The organism is Nostoc sp. C110 (assembly GCF_043099725.1).
GTDB lineage: Bacteria > Cyanobacteriota > Cyanobacteriia > Cyanobacteriales > Nostocaceae > Nostoc > Nostoc muscorum_A.
In genome coordinates this window covers 77,119-94,565 of sequence record NZ_CP171137.1, presented here as the reverse complement: position 1 = coordinate 94,565, position 17,447 = coordinate 77,119, and the positions used below count along the sequence as shown (strand labels likewise).

Below are 17,447 nucleotides of genomic sequence, written 5' to 3'. Positions count from 1 at the left end.
GCTACCCAACCCTTGATTAAAAAAAATTTAGATCGTTCCGCTTCGCCTACACTCAACAAGTATAAAAAAAACAAGAGTAAAGGGCTACTAAAGAATCCTCCCGGCAGCGTACACAATACGAAAACCAAGATAGTTGCCGAGGTCGTCGCGCGTGAAGTAGTAGTTGCGATACGCGGAACGGCAGTAGCCTGGATCGTTGATCCAGGAACCGCCCCGCAGCACGGCACTTCCTTTTTTTTGATAAAGATCATCATTCTTGCTATCAAAGCAAGGGCTTCCATTTGTTGGCGCACCTTCATAATTATCATGCCAATCATCTAGACACCATTCAAAGACGTTTCCGTGCATATCGTACAGCCCAAAAGCATTAGCTACTTCAAAGCTGCCCACAACTGTAGTTTCTTGTCTGTAAGTTCCTTTTACACCCGCACCGTAAGTTTCGGTAGCACGATAATTAGCTAGATCTGATGTAATTGTCTCGCCAAAGTGAAATGGGGTGGTTGTTCCCGCTCTACACGCATATTCCCATTCTGCTTCACTGGGTAGCCGATATTGTCTTTTTGTATGGGAGGACAAGCGATCGCAAAACTCAACGGCATCGTACCAGGAAACGCACTCTACAGGTCGTTGATCCCCTTTGAATCTCGATGGGTCAGCTTGTAGCTCTCTGTTGACTTGCGGTAATGCTGCTACGGCTTTCCACTGTGCTTGAGTCACTGCATACTTACCTATACAAAATTGCTGAATAGTTACTGAATGCTGAGGACTTTCTGAATCCCTGCGCTCTAGTTCGTCCTCTGGAGAACCCATTAGAAAACTGCCGCCAGGAATTAGCACCATATCTAGCGTAATTCCGTTGCCCAGGTCTTCTACGTAGTATTGGGCTTTCTTCTGTGTTTCGTTTATAACTATTTTTACCATTTATTCTTATTTCTCACTCGATCATCTCTTTACTGCACACCCTTGATTTCAAAAAAATTAGATCGAACGGACATCCTTACACTCAACAAGGGTAAAAAACAAGAGCAAAATGCAAAATAGCTAAAATATAAAGGGCTACTAAATAATTCTTTCAACCGCGCACACTACACGAAAACCAATATTGTCGTTGCGGTTGTCGCGCCTGCCGTAGTTGCTGCGGGAGGCGGAACGGCAGTTTTCAGGATAATAGTACCAGGAACCGCCCCGGAGTACAGCACTTCCTTGCTTTCGATAAAGATTATTATTGTTATGAAACCACGGATTACCATCTGTTGGCGCACCTTTATAGTTGCTGTGCCAATCGTCAAGACACCATTCCCAGACATTCCCGTGCATATCGTATAATCCAAAGGTGTTAGCTATTTCAAAACTGCCCACAGGCGTAGTCTCTACTCTATAGGTTCCTTTTACCCCTCTGCGATAAACTCTACTAGCATTATAATTTGCCAGTTCAGACGTAATTGTTTCCCCAAAGTGAAATGGAGTCGTAGTTCCAGCGCGACAGGCATATTCCCATTCTGCTTCACTGGGGAGACGGTAAGTTTTTCCTGTATATTGAGATAAGCGATCGCAAAACTCAACCGCATCGTACCAAGAAACTGTTTCTACAGGTCGATTTGCACCTTTAAAATTAGATGGGTCAGGGTTAAGTTCTTGGTTTATTTGTGGTAAAGCTGCTACAGCCTCCCATTGTTCCTGGGTAAGAGGATATTTACCCATAAAAAAAGTTGAAACTGTCACTTTGTGTTGAGGACGTTCATCATCGCTGCTTGCTTCTTCATTTTTTGCAGCACCCATCATCAAACTGCCTTCAGGAATAGACACCATTTCTAGCCCAACGCCATTGCCTAACTCTTCAACAAAATACTGAGATTGCTGATGATGACGATTAATGGTTAAATGGCGACCAGCAGCCAGCCGTTCGAGAACGGTTTTTAGATTTTTTTTAGTGACTTTTTCACCAACTACTTCTGATAAAACTTCCCATAGCTTAATCGCAACATTCTTTAGGTGACGCACAGAATATTCTGCTAAAGCTGCAATTTGCTCATAAGTTTGATTGGCTAATATTCCTTGTATTAATAACTGCTCAGTATCGTTTAAATGTTTTGCTGTTTTAATAAAAATAATCTCATCTGCAATTTCTAGAGGATTATCTGTAGTGATTTGAGCAGATTGATTAACCTCTATAAGTGCTACGTCAAATTCAAAAGCTTGCAGATTAAATGGTTCTATCTCATCAACCAGGGCAATAGTTTTTACTTTAAAATCAAAAGTTTGTATTGCTGGAAAATTAGGAATTACTTCAGAATCCTCAGTTAAAACTGGAGGTTTTTGTTGTAATTGCTCTACTAAAGCAGCATAGTCTTCACCTAAGTAACGCAATACCTGGATAGCAATTTTAGCAAAGGGAATAACCTCTTTTTGAACAGTGATATCCCAATCTGGGTTAGGAGTCAATAATGCAGCAAAACTCTTGATTTGTAACCCTGTTTTCCTTGCTATGTATTGCGAAATCTTTTCCAGTACATCATCAATTTCTGTGATTTTGACAGAACCAAGCAAAATTTCACGCACACCTTCCACAAATTTATATTGCCAGCGAGATACTTGAATCTGCTTGTCACCTTCAATCAACTGTAGCAGTCCACTCATAAAAATTTCAGCTAGATGGATTTGCCGAGATTCTGGCAAGAGTTCTTGCTGAATTAGATTAATCACAGGTAAACTTACAGGAGCAGCAGCCATGAATCCTGCTAATCTTTTGGCCAAAGGGGAAGCTGTAGCATGAAAACGTTTGATTAATAATTCTGGATTTAATAGCGGCTGCGAAGTTGGGGACTGAAATTTTGGGATCAACTCTTGCCAATTTTTCTGAAATAATACACCTAGCCTCTGAACGCTACCTGCTCCTGCAACTACTCTTGCCCACTCTGTTAAAGACTCAGGCTCTAACGTCACCACAGGGAATTGCAGCGCCATTTTTGGTTTTTCTTCCAGCCAAATGGGTAAACCACTGACAACTAATTGCGAATTAAGAACACCAGGGGCTATTGTACCCAAGCTTACTGAGTTCCCTAAACCTAATACTGTCCGCTCCCATAATTGCTCTGGCAACAATTGCAGCACTGCAACTGGAACATGATTCCCCCAAATTTCTAATAAGTTGTGTATTTCTCCTTGCCACCACAGAGGTGAGATACAATCGCTAATCAGCAATATTAAGCGTCTACCTGTAGCATCCAATAGCTCTTTTGGACTGTGAGAACGTTGTTTTCCTGTGATTTTTTGCTGAAACGGAAAAATCTGAGGTGTTCCGTCTGTTTTTGTTTGTAGACTCCAGGTATATACATTACGAAATGCTCCATGCCGTTCCATTAATTTTTGGAATTCTGCAATGGTTTCTTGCCAAACAATTGTTGTACTAGTTTCTTCTACTACCAGCACCAACTCTAACCAGCGTTCTTTTGCTGGCTGTAAAACAGGCGACCAAAACTGATATTCTGCAATTTGTCGAGCTGTACTTTCTTCATCCAAAACAAATTCTATTCGAGATGGCACTTTTCGCATCAGTGGACGCAGCGCTCTAGCTAACGCCAAAGAATTTCTTAAAGCAGGTGCAGCAGGAGCCTTAAAGGGAAGTCCTTCTGGTGTAGGCGATGATTCTCCAGAAGAACCAGAGTCAGGAATTACATCTGATGAGTAAGCAGAAACAGTAGGCTCTCTTTTAAGTGGAATAGAAGATGAAGACTCAGTTGATGCGGCATTTCCTGAACTAGGTGATATGGGTGTAGAGGGTTGAATCGGTTTTTCATGCGGTTGCTCAGTTTGTCCAGGCTCAGGGGCAACTTGTTGCATCTGGTTTGCTAACCAGAGAATATCACCAATTTCTTCGGCATTAACTTCTAGTCCAACCTCTTCCAGACATGCAATCAGTTTTGTGATCATAAGTCCTCTGAGCTATCCAAATACTTCAATACCTGCTCAACTAGTTTTTCTTTAGTATCGCCTTTGGGGAAATGTTCTCTTGTTACCAAGTAAACTGCATTTAGGAGTTGATCGGTGGCTAACTCTCCATTTTGGCGTTTTTCGAGAAATTTAGTGATTAAACTATCCGTTTGTTTGATTAGACTATTAGCTTCTTTAGAAGGTGTTTTCTCATTGATCAGATGTGCAGTGACAATCCGCTTTAATTCTTCCTTGTTAGGTTCTCTGATATTCAGTCGCAGACAACGCCGCAAAAATGGCGGGGGAAAATCTCTTTCGCCATTACTAGTTAAAATTACAAACGGAAAGGTTGTACAACGAACTCGTCCATTCTGAATTTTTACTTTTGTATTAGTATGTGCGGTCTGTATTTCTACTTCATCTAATTTACTAACAATCCGCCTGAGTTCGGGAATTTCAAACTCTCCTTCTTCAAATATATGTAGTAAATCATTAGGTAAATCAATATCACTTTTATCAATTTCATCAATTAATAATACTCTTGGCTTTTCTGAGGGTAGTAAAGCTGTTCCCAATGGGCCAAGGTCAATATACTTACCAATTTCTTGCAAGTTATCTTTATCTTTTGCATCCTGCAATCGCCCGATGGCATCGTAACGATAAAGCCCATCCTTAAGCGTAGTACGAGTTGTGACCGACCAGTGTAATACTTCTCCCAACTTCAGTTCATGAGCAACTGCATACGCTAAGGATGTTTTACCTGTTCCCGGTTTACCAGTTACTAATAGAGGTCGTCGTAAATATAAGGCTGCATTGACTAACTCAATTTCTTCAGGACGTGCTTGAAATGTTTCACCCCGTCTTTGCTTTTTTGCAGTTCCACCATCATTATCGCTACGGAATTTTCGCCAATTTGGTGGATCTGGAAGTTTCCAGTTATCTTTTTCCTTTCCATCTCCCTTAAATACTTTCCAGTCATTCATAATTTAAGATGCAGATTGTGGTGGTGAATAAAAGTAGCCTACATCAGGGGTCAGACGTTCCGGGTCTTCCCAAACTAATGAAATATGATGTCCTATATGATCATTCTGATTTTCTGGAGCATCAAGACGTTGTTCTTTAACTTTATCAGGAAGTTCCTGAATACAACAGTCTAGTAAGGAATTGATTGCACATCTGTGAGCTAAATTTTCATTCTCTGGCTCTTTTCTTAGCCAAAATACAATGGGAGTAGCAGTAATTAGAATATACGAAAAAATTGCTTCAATGCTAGTAGATTTCGGAATATTTATCAGGATAATACCGTTTGCTTTATCTAACTTTTTGCGAATAAGTTCTTGGCTATGATTTCCTGATATTAATTCTTGTTTACATTGTGAATTATATACCTGCTTAATTTTTTGCCACTTATCAAACCATATTCCTTTATAGGGATAATTTTTTTGCAGTCGCTCATTTGCACGCACAACAACTTTATATTTTTTTCCAATACTTTCTGCTATGCCAAATTCTTCTCTTATAAAAGAATCGACTGTGTGATTAAGTAGTTTACAAGGCAGGAAAAATTCTATAGTTAATTCTCCAAGGAACTCAGAACTTATGTCTTCTAATAATAAATTGACTATTTTTGGTATATTCTGAAGTGTAAAACTTTTCTGGGATAATTTAGATACAGATACTTGTTTAAATCCATTTCCTACTTCCGGTTTATAATGGCGAATATCGGGAATTAGCCAAGCGTAGATATAGAATTTATCTAACTTGTTTGTTTTAGTCGGTTTAACTTGAATCAATAGATATGATTTAGTGTCTTGATTATTTGAATTATAATCTGATTGAATATCCCGTATTTTTTGATCAAAATTGTTAATATATCTTTTACCCCATTCCTGGAGTTGTTGAGACAATGATTGCGGCACTTGAGAATCAACACATAAATGTACTATAAATTCCTCAATATAGGTAAATTCCTTATTGCCTTTTGGAATATCTTGTAAAGTCTCTAAGATGTCTTCTAAAGTATCAGCCTGTTGAATAAACCCTTGAGGGCAGGAAGCTTGGTAAGCTTTTGTGATAGAAGGTATTGCTTTTTCATACAAGGAAGTCAGAATTTGAATTAGAGTCTGTGGAATAATAGACGGAGTGAGGCTGTTTAAGTCATTCTCAACATCTGTCATCTCTGCCTCTATTTCCTGAATTTGCCTCTTCAGTTTTCTTTTATCTCCTTGATTTAGTGTATTATCTAATTGTTGATTAACCGTATTGTATTGTTCCTTTAGATCGTCGAAACGTTGTTGAAGAATCTTTTTTTTTATTTGCTGGACTTTACTTTTTCCCATGCTCTAATTCATTAAGCTGTAATTCAACATCATTTATATCTTGTTCAATAGTCTTAAGCTGTCTTTGCAGATAATTACGACTCCCAGCGTTTTCTGTATAGTTCAATTGGTTATATACTGCTTCAAAATCACTTGACAAAATTTCTAACCGTTTGTTCAATGCTTCCGCTTTAATCGCTTGCACTCGACTCAAAGGTTGGGACAAACTTTTGGGTTGCTGTTGAACAGCTTTATTTAGCAAATTCCAGGTTTGCATAAGCACTTTTGTAGGAATCATAAACGCCGCTTTTACGCCTTCTCGCTTTCTCTCGGCGGCGATCGCCATACCCACTACTCCTAGTAATGATTCATCCCACACTGGAGCGCCACTAAACCCAGGCTCAACCTGATATCCAGTCACTTGAATAGCTTCCATTTGTATCCATCCGCTAGCCTGTACATCACGGAGTTCACCTGTTGCCCATACACCTACATCATGTCCTTGGGGAAAGCCAAATATCCGAAACGGATGTTTCCAGTAATCTGATGCAGTGACAAGCTGTACAAAACTCACTCCGTTTGGCGGGGCATCTTCTAAATGTAATCCAGCAATATCTTCTCCGATTTGTAGGGGATTTATAGGCTGCCAAAATACTACTTTTGCTTTGAGTTTTTGCCCAGGTGCAATCAGGGGAAAATCAAGCTCTATAATACCAATTGGCAATTCTTGAGTATTGCTTAAAATGCCCAGTGCTTCTGTGATTACATGGGCGCAGGTAAGGAGATAGCGATCGCCAACTAAAAAACCAGCACCGACAACTGTGATTCCATTATTATGGTATATCCGAGCAATCGCTGCCTTTAATGTATGTGAGTAGCTTTCAGTTGACATAAATTAAATCGCTATCCTATTTTTTACTCCACTTCACAGTAATCTCAAAATTAACTTCTCCACCCACTGAAGTTAAAATCGCTCCTGCTTCTGCACTCAACTTTATACCAAACTTGATTTCCATTTCTTCTGGACTTAACTCTTTGAACTTATTAACAATACTTGCAATTGCTGGCTTAATTTTATCTATAGCTTCTTCAAAAGTTTTTGTAGCTTCAGATACTATGCGACCTGATGGAAGAGCTATTCTCCCAACTGATGTATTGTTAGGTTCTTCTACTTCCACTAAAAACTTACTACCATCTTCTAGTGAAAACTCAACAAGTTGTTTTTCCAGCATTTTTTATAAGTCACTTAGGATACTAATCTGCATAATGGTTAGTGTCGTGTCTATACAAAGCTACAAATGTACAGAACGGCATTCCAGACTGACTATAGCAGTCTCAGTAGATTTACCATAGAGTTTACTTGAATAAACTCCAGCTTTTTCACCAAATGCTAGCTTTTTCCCGCATTCACCCTGGATTTGAGCGTTTAAAAGCAATTAATCGCTTGAATTAATTTGCTGATTAGTCATAGTTTCATCACAATCACACCCTAGTTATGGGGATTCAGGAGTAATTGAGGCAGACGCACCAAATCATTGGCAGCAGATTGTTACCTTTGCTGATGGTGAGAGGCTGCTGATCAACAATGCTGATTTAGATGCCCCCAGCGTTCCCTTTCCCAGAGAACGCAATTACCCCGCAGAATATTCTGAGGTGATCGCTGCTATTGAAGAACGCCATAAACAGGAACTAGAGAGACTTTCCCAGGAATTGAGGATTGGTTTGCAAACAGAGGCCACAGCCAAAGCAGAAGAACAAGTGCAAGAGCAAATCCAATCTCTGCAACAACTATTCAAGCAACAGAAAGAAGAAAATATCCAGTTACAGCAACGGCTCTTGGAGATGGAGGGGCTAAGGAAATTGGAGGCTGAGAATCAACAGCTTAGGCAGCGTATTCAGGATTTGGAAAATGCTGTAGAGCAACGTCCCTCGCAACAGTGGGGGAATACCATGACCCAGCAAGCGAGTAAAGCGTTGAACAAGCAGGTGAAGCAAGCACTGGAGAAAACTATTGATCTGCGATCGCTGGCCCAGGAACCCCCTAAAGAGAATGCCCAAGAATGTCTGCGGCTCATGGGTATGGCGTTGAAAAACCTCGCCAGCGCTATGAATAACACCCAAGCCCTCGAAGCTGCGGCAATCATTCTGGGAAGTGAACTGACACAATCTGCGATCGCTTATCGAACCGAGCAATTACAGATGATACCCCAAGCGGTTAGTGATATTCGGCAGGTGTTGTCAAAGCCTGGATGTACGTGGCAGGACTATTCGGTAGTGGCGCAAGAGTATGAGGTGATTAAACAAGACTACTGGGCGGAATTGACCAGTGAGGAAACAGAGTTAATTACCGCACTCCAAAAAGCATTCTCTCAACCAAACATCATTGGCATCGGCTCTATCGTTGCCCACGCCGACCCATACCGTACTTTGTATGTCGAGAGAGGTGAAGTCATAGAGGATTTAGGCGAGGAAGTGTTGGTTGCCTGGGATTGCTGGCGAAACCAGTCCAAGAAAACTGATAGGTATTTTCGAGATGAGTTGCGATTCTGGCAACCTCAATAAGCTTCCAGTGTATTGGTAACTTTTTAGACAACCAAATAAAAGTACCAAGCCCCGTGACCGCAATGGGGGAAATTTTCGTGCGTCAATATAACAGGAGATTGAAATATGACTGCAACTATTACCAGACCCAACCCCAAAAAGGCTGCTGCCGCTAAACCACAATCACCATACAAAAGACTTCATGTGATTATTCCGATTCAAGATATGCTCTGGGCATCGCAACAAAAGCCATCTGTTACGCAATTGTGGCAAGAATGTTGGACGGCTGACCCCTACGGTTCTCGATGGATGCCTTTGACCTCTGCTTTGGGGTACAGTACTTTTATCTCTGCGAAGAAAATTCTCTCTAAAAGTGGGTTGTTCATTTTCAAGCCAGACAAGTCCATAGAAGATGGCCGAGAAACTATGAGGTGGACTGTCAAGAATTTACATGGCAGTCGGATAAAGGAATTTTGGGAAAAAGGGGATTCTGCGAAACGAGAATTAGATGCTGAAAAACGAGAATCAAATGCTGGGGATTCAGAGAAAGATGCTGGCTGTGAAGAAATGGGTGCTTTGTATAAAGCATCTATTTTAGGTCAAAGTCAGTTAGAGCAAGGGTTTCAAAAACCTTCACGAACTGTTCAGGAACAGCTAACGAACTCTTTTGAAGAGTTCGTTAGCTGTGTCTCTGACACGCTTACACAGATTTCGCGTGAGGAGGAGACGGCTTACGCGCCCTTGGGGGGCGCTTCGCCTCAGACTGTTGAAAGCGTCTCAGAGAAGGAGGAAGACTCGCCTACGGCGAATGACTGTACATCGCTGGTGCTAGTGGAAGCTGTACCAAGTCAACCTGCTCCGTTGTTCGCTGAAAACCAAGTCTCTGCTGTTGAAGCGATATACCCTCATGAAGGTGCTTGTTTCACCGCGCCCATTGCCCAAAATGAAAAATCTCTAAATTCTGCGATCGCTCATCAAACACAGGAGGAAGTAGAACAGGCTTTCCCCACTTCGTTGATGGCTGAAAATTCAGTTTCGAGTGGAGAAGTTAAAGCGGCTCATGAGGGTGAAAGTTTCGCCGCACCTGCCCCCAGTTATGAAAAATGGTCGTATGAGGCTATAGTTGCGCGGTCAAATATGCGACCGGAGCGTATGCAGAAACTCAAAGTAGCAAGCAATTCGGGGGAGAATCCGGGGTTTGACTTCTTGCAAGAGTGTTGGAATGATGATCCGGCTTTGCAGATTGTGATCAAGAAATTGCTGGCGAAGTTTCCGCAGTGGGATATTGCTTGTGTTGATGGGGTTTTGGTGGATTGGGAGAGGTAGCAATTAGTTAAAGGGTAATGTTAAAAGTAATCACTCGTGTAAGCTATGCTATATTTTACAACTCGCAATGCGAGAAAAGACTGAAAAACTAAGAGTAACAGCACTTTTTGTACCTAGCCAAAGCTTGCTTTCTGGTAATCCGAAAATTATAGGTAAACCACCTTGACCATAGGAAGGTTCATTTCTTATTCCTTTCATAAACACATTATAATTCACCCAATCTACTTTCTCTCCTCTCTGTTTTGCTATCCATCCAACTGCTTTAGCAAACTGATAGTAATTATTTACATCTTCGGAAGTCCAGTCATCGGCATTTATTATATCTAATCGATTTCCTGTTTCTGTATAAATTCTTTTTTGGATATTAAAGCCAAAACGGTTGTCTGCATCAAACCAAAGCTGGTCTATTTCTCGCAGGTCGTCACAAGAGAAACGATTGAGAGTTTCAACATTTAAATATCCTTCCTTTTCTTCTTTAGCAATATTAAGTATGAGTTTATATGTTTTTATGTCAGCCGCTTCCCAATTTTTAGCCTTTAAATAATATTCAAGTTGAGCATATAAATGTTTAGTAAGAGATACTTCAACTTCTTTATCTTGAGGATTTAGCTTAATTAAATCTCGATGAACTAATTCAATATTCTCACCTGTGAGCAACTGATTAGCTTTAGTAAAATCAGTTTCGTTGGGATGAGCCTTTAAAATACTAAATGCTTTTTGATAAGATTTTATAGCTTCTTGAGTTGTTTTATTCTGGGCTAGTAAATCACCTTGACTTTTTTGGAATAATACTTGAACTTGTAAGCCTTGGTTAGATTCTAAAATTTTTTTATCCGCTTCAATCAATAACTTATGACTTTGCTTAATTTCTGATTCCGCTTCTTTCAGTTTTTTTAACTGTTGATGTGTTTGCGCTCTAGCAGCAAATACTAATGCTTGTTTAAGTTGGTGATTATTAATGTTAAAAGATAAAGCAGAAAGCCTTAAAGCCTCATTTGAGCTAAAGGTAAGCTCTTCTGAGCTAGAGTTTCCCTTGCTTTGTAGTTCTCCAGCTAGTTTATTTAATTTCTGAACAGCTTCAACTTCTGCTTTAGTTTCATTAAGTTGCTTTCTAGTGGATATCCCTAAAGTTGCTGCTCCCAAAACGGCCACAACCAAAACAACAATTCCAATACCAATCCTCCGTTGAGCCTTCTTATTAGCCTCACTGAGCAGTTGATTTCTTCCCTCTGCTGCCTCCCTGTCTTTTCTCTCGCGTTCCAAAGCAGCTTCTTGTTCCTTCGCAGCAATTTCTTCTTGAATTTCTTTCTCTTTACTAGCAGCTAAATACTGTTTATCCTGATAACTTAAATTCTTATCTCTTGCCCATTCTTCTGCTTCTTGCAAAGCCTTGCCCCGCAGTAGCCGTGATTCATCAACACCTCCAGAATTCACCCAAAAGCGAAAATTTTCAGAATAGGGACGGAGGTTGTTTAGTTGATTTTCAATCCAATTGAAGTTAAATATTTCCTGGTATATTTGATTATAAATTCTCAGCTTACCCTGCTGCCTAACTACTAATCCTGAAAGCTGCAACTCGCTTTGCTCTAATGTTTCATCTGCTGTTACTTCAGCTTGTTCCTCACTCAATCTGACTTTCTGATACAGTTCTAGTAAATAACCTGCCCGTTGTTCATCCCGCAAAATTCTGGCTTGAATAGTTCGGAGATGTTCAGGCTCATCAAGTGATTCCCAGTTTTCAATAATGCGTGACTTGACAACTTGCTCTACTGAACGAGGGTTATTTTCTTCAGATTCTTCAACCATGAACTGACACAACTTTTGAGTCAAAAATGGTTGTCCCCCCGTCCACTGCAAGATTTCTTGCATTACTGCTTGGGGATTATTAAACTTCCCCTGCAAACCCTTTTCTAATGGTTTAGCTTCATGCAATTGAAAACCCTTGAGGGAGATAGCCTTACCAATGTTAAATGGGGTACGGTTCTTATCTTGTATTAAACTGGTCGGTGATGCAACGCCTAGTAAACAGAAAGTGAGGCGATTGTATTGGGGGTTATCAACTCGCTCATTATAACAAGACCTAATAAAAGCAAAAAAGTCATCTGTAGGGAAATTCAAACTCAGAACACTATCAATCTCATCAATAAAAATTACTATATTTTCTGAGATTTCTGCGAGAAGTATTTTTGTCAAAAAATTACTAAATCTTAACAATGGTGAATTTAATTGATTCTGCTCCCACCAAGCTTTAAAATCTACATCCAAGGCAAAACTATCGATGAGCTTAACAATCAAATCTGCATACCAATTTTCTTGAGTTGCTGTCTGAATATTAATGGAGGATAAATCAATAGATGCACACTCTACACCAGCCTCGCTCAAACGGCTCATTGTTCTTACACGCAAGCTGGACTTTCCACTTTGTCTAGAATTTAGTACATAACAAAACTTTCCTTGTAATAGGGCTTCATTTAATTCATCATCAGCTTCTCGTTTGACATAAGTGCTGGCATTTTCAGGTAGACTTCCAGAAAAAATGTACTGGTCAACCATAAACTACTCCAAACGTGCCAAAAAATACTGACGGTACAAATCGCAACTAGCAATACAGTCATTACGCACTATCTTAACTAGACCCAGACTGTGCAATTTAAAAGTAATCTCAGGATTAAGCTGTACTGATTTATCTACTGTTATCACTTTTGCATAACCCTCTTTTAGTTGAGAATCACTTTGCAAAGATTCTAGTTGTTGCCGTAAATGATAGCTGAAAATTCCTTGTTCTGTTGGAGCTAGGCTGATTAATTCCTCTAAAGAGGTTTCCTGGCTTTTGAGGTTAGCTATTGCCTCGTTTAGGAGATAAGGATGTCCACCTACTAACTTGATTAATTGACTTAATCCCTCTTCCCGAAAGTACCCCTCTAGTTCATACAATTTCACTATTTCTTGCACCTGTTGCTGATTAAACTCAGGTAACTCAATAGCTAGTCCAACGTTAAACGGTGAACGATTGATATCCAGAGTAGGGTAAGCTTCTGTGGAATTAACTACCACCAGTCGGAGTTTCTTCCAAATTTTTCCCATCCTGTCTCCTTGTTTGGCTGTTTCATACCAACTCCGCAACAGGAGGCAGAATTCTGAGAAAATATTGGTATATTCAAATAGACGTTCAAAATTATCTATCGCAAAGACAAGAGAATTATCTATATTCGATAATAAATATCTTTGAAAGTAACGAGTGCAACTTGTATTTAAACCCAAACTTTCTTGCCAATATTCATCTACTTTATCTGACACATCCAAGCTATCAGAAACATTGACACATAACCAATGCAAGAAAGTTTTTAGGTCAGTTAGAGTAGAATTATCAGCAAGTTTTAAATCTAGTTTGACTGTCTCATATCCCTGCTGTCTAGAATAGTCTAGGATTTTCTCTAGCAGCAGAGTTTTACCCATTCTCTGCGGGGCTTTGATGCGAATTAAGGCTCCAGGCTGCACGATTGCTTTATAACATTTCTGTTCAATGGGTGGTCGTTTAATATATATTGCTGTGTCTGCCGTTAGTCCAGAGTTCTCAGCCGCTTGCAACTGTTGCTCAACTGCATCTAACTTTTCGCCAAGCTCCCCCAGTGTGCGTTCCTCTGCCTGAAGCTGTTGTTCGTATTGAAACTTACGGGACACATCGGTTTCAATTACCAACGCTGTTCGTAGATTTGCAACTTTCTTGCTTTGGAGGGTGTAAGCTTTTTCGAGTGAGTCTCTTTCTTGTTGCGATCGCTGGCGTTGATTCTGTGATTGGACTGAATTACCTGATGCCACCGTCTGCTGCTCAAGGTGAATATTGTAGATGTCGCCGCCAATTTGCCCAGCATTCACTGTGCCAGCGTTAATCAACCCGCCGCCAAACTGGGCATTGCGTAAGTCGTTGTTATTGACTTGCTTTGGGTCTTGTGAATCGGGCATGGGTCAATTTGGGCAGGTTTAAGCGTTGTTGTGAATATTACCACCTATTCGTTCTGAGTTAACAGTGTTGACGTTGACCTTGCTACCTGTATATGACTTGCGATCGCGTGCTTTGCTTCTATCTGAGACTCAATTTACAGGCTAACAATTACCTTGAATCGCGCTTGAATTCCATTTGGGCAAAGTGGTCTTGCAGTAGTTTATGGATAAAGCGGTAACGACCACCAACACGCTGGATTAACATACGCTCAGTGCAGTAGTTGAGGAAACGGGCATAGTCCCAGGGGATGTAGCCGTTGAAGTAAAGAATGAGGCGTAGGGTGAAGTGTTGGATACAGGCTTCACCACAGAATAGTCCTGTAATTAGCCCAAACATTACCCCTCTGTGCAGTCCAAAAATTAGCCATCCAATTACCCCAAATAATAGGGTTAATAAAACAGCATTGATACTAGATTTCCAAATGCCTTGATTAGGAATTAATTTTGTTTCTATAAACGAACCAGACTGCTCTCCAGCAAGACCAAAAACTAGTCCAAAAAACAACCCCAAAACTAATCCTAAAACCAACCCAAAAACCAATCCTCCAATTACCCCAATAATCAACCCAATAATCAGCCCTGTAATTAGTCCTGTAATTAGTCCAATGAGCTTTCCCCCTAGTCCTCCAACTACTCCTAAAACTAATCCTGCAAGCATTCCTCCAGCTAATGCTCCAACTAGCCCAAAAACTAGCCCAAAAAATAAAATCAAATCTAGCAATTCATAATTGAAATTAAACCAAGTGATATTTTCTATAAGTGTAATTTCTTGCAAATTGCGTACATAAATAGAATTAAAAAATATTTCCAATATTAGTACTCTTGTTACTCCCCAAAGTGGAATCCCAATTACTCCTCCAATCAGTCCAAATAATGGAATTCCACTTAATCCAGCAATCAATCCAAATATTAATCCAAATATAAATTTGTATAAATTTTTACTGTTTTTGCTAACTAACCAATCTGGCTGTATTTGTTCAATCAATAACTCAGTTTTTGAATCTTTTTTAAGTTGTTGAGCTAGCCGATGGAGCCAAAATATAGTTTGTTCTTTTTTCGGAAAGCTTAACTTTGCGTATGTTTTAATTTTAACTTCACGCTCTAACATTCTTGATACATAGGTATTCAGTAAATATTGTAAGCGTGCTTCCGTATTTAAAAGATACTGCCATTTTTCAAGAGATATATCTTCCATAGCTAGTACAGTAATGCTTAATAATAAAGGTGTTTTAACTAGCTCTAGTAAATCGGACTCGTTGCTAATAATTGCCCATAAGTCTATTCGCTTAATATTAAAAAGGTAATTATAAATTTGGTTATTATTAAAAGGCTGTAAACAAACAGCACCATTGAGTTGAACCTGAGTAGAGTAATTATTGTATTCTTCACTTCTACTACATATAACCATATAAGATGGACGCTCTTGGCTTAGTAAAAGCTGATTAATTCTTTGAACACAGATTTCTTGACGCTGTGGTTTTAGTTCATCGAGAGCATCTAGAAAGAGTAATAGCTGATGGTTTTCTACCCACTGTTTACCAAGTTTGGTTGAGACACCGTATTTCAATTTAAGTTCCGTCAGTAACCAATCAGTTAAAGTTTGGCGGTTATCTTTCCAAGAGGATAAATTAAATAAAACTGGAACAGGATAATCAGGCTGTTCTTCTGCTCGTTGAATTAAAGCTTGTGCTAGTTCTAATTGTGTCGTTGTTTTCCCAGAACCTGGATTACCCAGGATTAAAAGTTTACCTGCTATTTCTTGAGAATCAAAAATATCTAAAATTGTTGTGCTATCTGAGAGAACTTCAGGAGGCTTTAAACCAACTTTTATTTCTGTATCCCAAAGTCGCTTTACTTGTTGCGGTTGTAACTCCTTTCCTAAATTAATTAGTAGAGTATTATGTAGAGACTGGCTTAACCGCGCTGTAACTTCTTGTTTGACTGTGGCTAGTAGTAACCGCTCATTCTTTGGTCTAGCAGGATTGCCTACTGGTGTTACTGTTGGCTGTCCCAAGAAGATATTCCAAATATCTCCGCCAACTCGTCCAGCATTCACTGTCTCAGCATTAATAAACCCACCGCCAAACTGGGAATTGCGTAAGTCGTTGTTAACTTGCTTCGGGTCTTCTGAATCAAGCATGGGTTTGGCTTGAGCGTTTTTAAACGTCGTTGTTTTGAATGTTACCACCTATCTGGTCTGCGTTGACAGTGTTGGCATCTACTATTCCACCTGCAAACTGGGAGTTAGGCTGGTAGTAAATCGAGACTTTACCAGAAGTTTCTGCTAGTTGTTTATTTAACTGGTTAATTGAAGAAAATAACTGATTGATTACTTTATCTTTATCCTCAAGTCTTGCTTGGTACTGCGCCTCTAATGCTTTATTTGCAAATTCATAGCCCTGCATGAAGTCGCCGTGGATTTTCGCTTTGTTTGCATCAGGGGCAACAGTTACTCGGACTACAAGAATGCCGTCGCCTTTCTTTTCAATGCTTTGGACATCCAATTGTGCGCCTTGGTTTTCGATTTCTAATTTTTTGAACGAGTAGGCGAAAGCATCCCAGTCGATACCATTGCGGAAGATTAGGTCAAGTGTTTCTAAGGATTTTTGGAATAACTTAGTGAACTCGCCAGGGGCAAAGTTACCATTGTTGGGACGGCGTTCTTGTTGACCTTGGCGAAGGTAGATGTGGTCACAAATTACGTCAGTGAGGTTTGTTACAATGTTTGTATGCCAATCTTCTATGCAGGCTCCGGTAAATATTGCTGCGGTAAAATCTGTCCATAATACTTGAGAACGACTAAGGTTTGCTCCAGTTAGATTGGACTCAATAAATTTAATCCAACTCAGATTTAAGTCATTAAGGTTAGCATGACTAAGGTCTAAACCACTTAAATCTAAACCTTGAAGTTGCGTCTGCCTGAAGTTAGCTCCCCTAAAATTAGCTGCATTAAGTTTGGCAAAACTTAAGTTAACATAGCCTAAGTCAGCATTATCAAAAATCGTGCCATTGAGTTCAGCCTGAGTAAAATCGCAATGACTAAGATAAGCGTTGGTAAAGTTAGTGTTAGTCAGGTTGCAAAAACTAAAGTCAGATTTGATAAGGTAAGCTTGACTAAGATTTGCTTCATGAAGATTAGTATATTGGAAGTAGAAGTTAGTTAGATTACATTGACTGAGATTAATACCGCTAAGATTTAACTGGCTCAGGTTATCGTTAGAAAGTTGTGGAACTATATCAGGGTTGTCTCTTCTCCACTGATTCCAGTACTCTACTCCTTCTTGCAATAATATTGCAGAATGCTCCTCATTCGCCATCACCAGTTACCCC

General features: G+C 39.8%; 11 protein-coding genes and 1 pseudogene. 2 read left to right on the top strand and 10 right to left on the bottom strand.

Features of this window, described 5'->3' with window-relative positions; all coding sequences use genetic code 11:
• Window positions 1-87: 87 nt before the first annotated feature.
• From ACFFRD_RS00425 to ACFFRD_RS00400, 6 genes are all read right to left on the bottom strand, one after another.
• Window positions 88-921, bottom strand: a complete 834-nt coding sequence (locus ACFFRD_RS00425) for a formylglycine-generating enzyme family protein (RefSeq protein ID WP_392476090.1) — start codon at window positions 919-921, stop codon at window positions 88-90.
• 138 nt (window positions 922-1,059) lie between these two features.
• Window positions 1,060-3,930, bottom strand: a complete 2,871-nt coding sequence (locus tag ACFFRD_RS00420) for an SAV_2336 N-terminal domain-related protein (RefSeq protein WP_392476089.1) — start codon at window positions 3,928-3,930, stop codon at window positions 1,060-1,062.
• On the bottom strand, window positions 3,927-4,913 hold the full coding sequence (locus tag ACFFRD_RS00415; RefSeq protein WP_392476088.1) for an AAA family ATPase: 987 nt from the start codon (window positions 4,911-4,913) through the stop codon (window positions 3,927-3,929). The genes ACFFRD_RS00420 and ACFFRD_RS00415 overlap by 4 nt, the downstream gene beginning before the upstream one ends.
• A 3-nt stretch (window positions 4,914-4,916) precedes the next feature.
• Window positions 4,917-6,269 (bottom strand): hypothetical protein, encoded by a 1,353-nt coding sequence (locus ACFFRD_RS00410; protein ID WP_392476087.1) that lies wholly within the window; start codon window positions 6,267-6,269, stop codon window positions 4,917-4,919.
• Window positions 6,256-7,140, bottom strand: coding sequence for a trypsin-like peptidase domain-containing protein (locus tag ACFFRD_RS00405; protein WP_392476086.1), 885 nt, complete (start codon window positions 7,138-7,140; stop codon window positions 6,256-6,258). Before ACFFRD_RS00405 ends, ACFFRD_RS00410 begins: the two co-directional genes overlap by 14 nt.
• 16 nt (window positions 7,141-7,156) lie before the next feature.
• A complete protein-coding gene (locus tag ACFFRD_RS00400; RefSeq protein WP_334711992.1) occupies window positions 7,157-7,480 on the bottom strand; it encodes a CU044_2847 family protein in 324 nt (107 codons plus the stop codon).
• Window positions 7,481-7,712: 232 nt separating this feature from the next.
• On the opposite strand from ACFFRD_RS00400, the pseudogene ACFFRD_RS00395 reads away from it, so the two are divergent.
• Window positions 7,713-8,810 (top strand): annotated as a pseudogene (locus tag ACFFRD_RS00395) (hypothetical protein); the annotation flags it as partial.
• 105 nt (window positions 8,811-8,915) lie between these two features.
• Window positions 8,916-10,115, top strand: coding sequence for a hypothetical protein (locus ACFFRD_RS00390; RefSeq protein WP_392476085.1), 1,200 nt, complete (start codon window positions 8,916-8,918; stop codon window positions 10,113-10,115).
• Window positions 10,116-10,163: 48 nt separating this feature from the next.
• Here the strand turns inward: ACFFRD_RS00390 and ACFFRD_RS00385 are convergent, their stop codons facing one another.
• From ACFFRD_RS00385 to ACFFRD_RS00370, 4 genes are all read right to left on the bottom strand, one after another.
• On the bottom strand, window positions 10,164-12,668 hold the full coding sequence (locus ACFFRD_RS00385) for an AAA-like domain-containing protein (protein ID WP_392476084.1): 2,505 nt from the start codon (window positions 12,666-12,668) through the stop codon (window positions 10,164-10,166).
• Window positions 12,669-12,671: 3 nt separating this feature from the next.
• Entirely contained in the window at window positions 12,672-14,078 is a 1,407-nt protein-coding gene (locus tag ACFFRD_RS00380; protein WP_392476083.1) for an AAA-like domain-containing protein, read from the bottom strand.
• A gap of 148 nt (window positions 14,079-14,226) precedes the next feature.
• Window positions 14,227-16,305: an NACHT domain-containing protein gene (locus ACFFRD_RS00375; protein ID WP_392476082.1), complete on the bottom strand. Its 2,079-nt coding sequence runs from the start codon at window positions 16,303-16,305 to the stop codon at window positions 14,227-14,229.
• Window positions 16,277-17,434 carry a pentapeptide repeat-containing protein gene (locus tag ACFFRD_RS00370; protein ID WP_392476162.1) on the bottom strand — a complete coding sequence of 386 codons (1,158 nt, stop codon included), beginning with the start codon at window positions 17,432-17,434 and terminating at the stop codon, window positions 16,277-16,279. The genes ACFFRD_RS00375 and ACFFRD_RS00370 overlap by 29 nt, the downstream gene beginning before the upstream one ends.
• Window positions 17,435-17,447 lie beyond the last annotated feature (13 nt).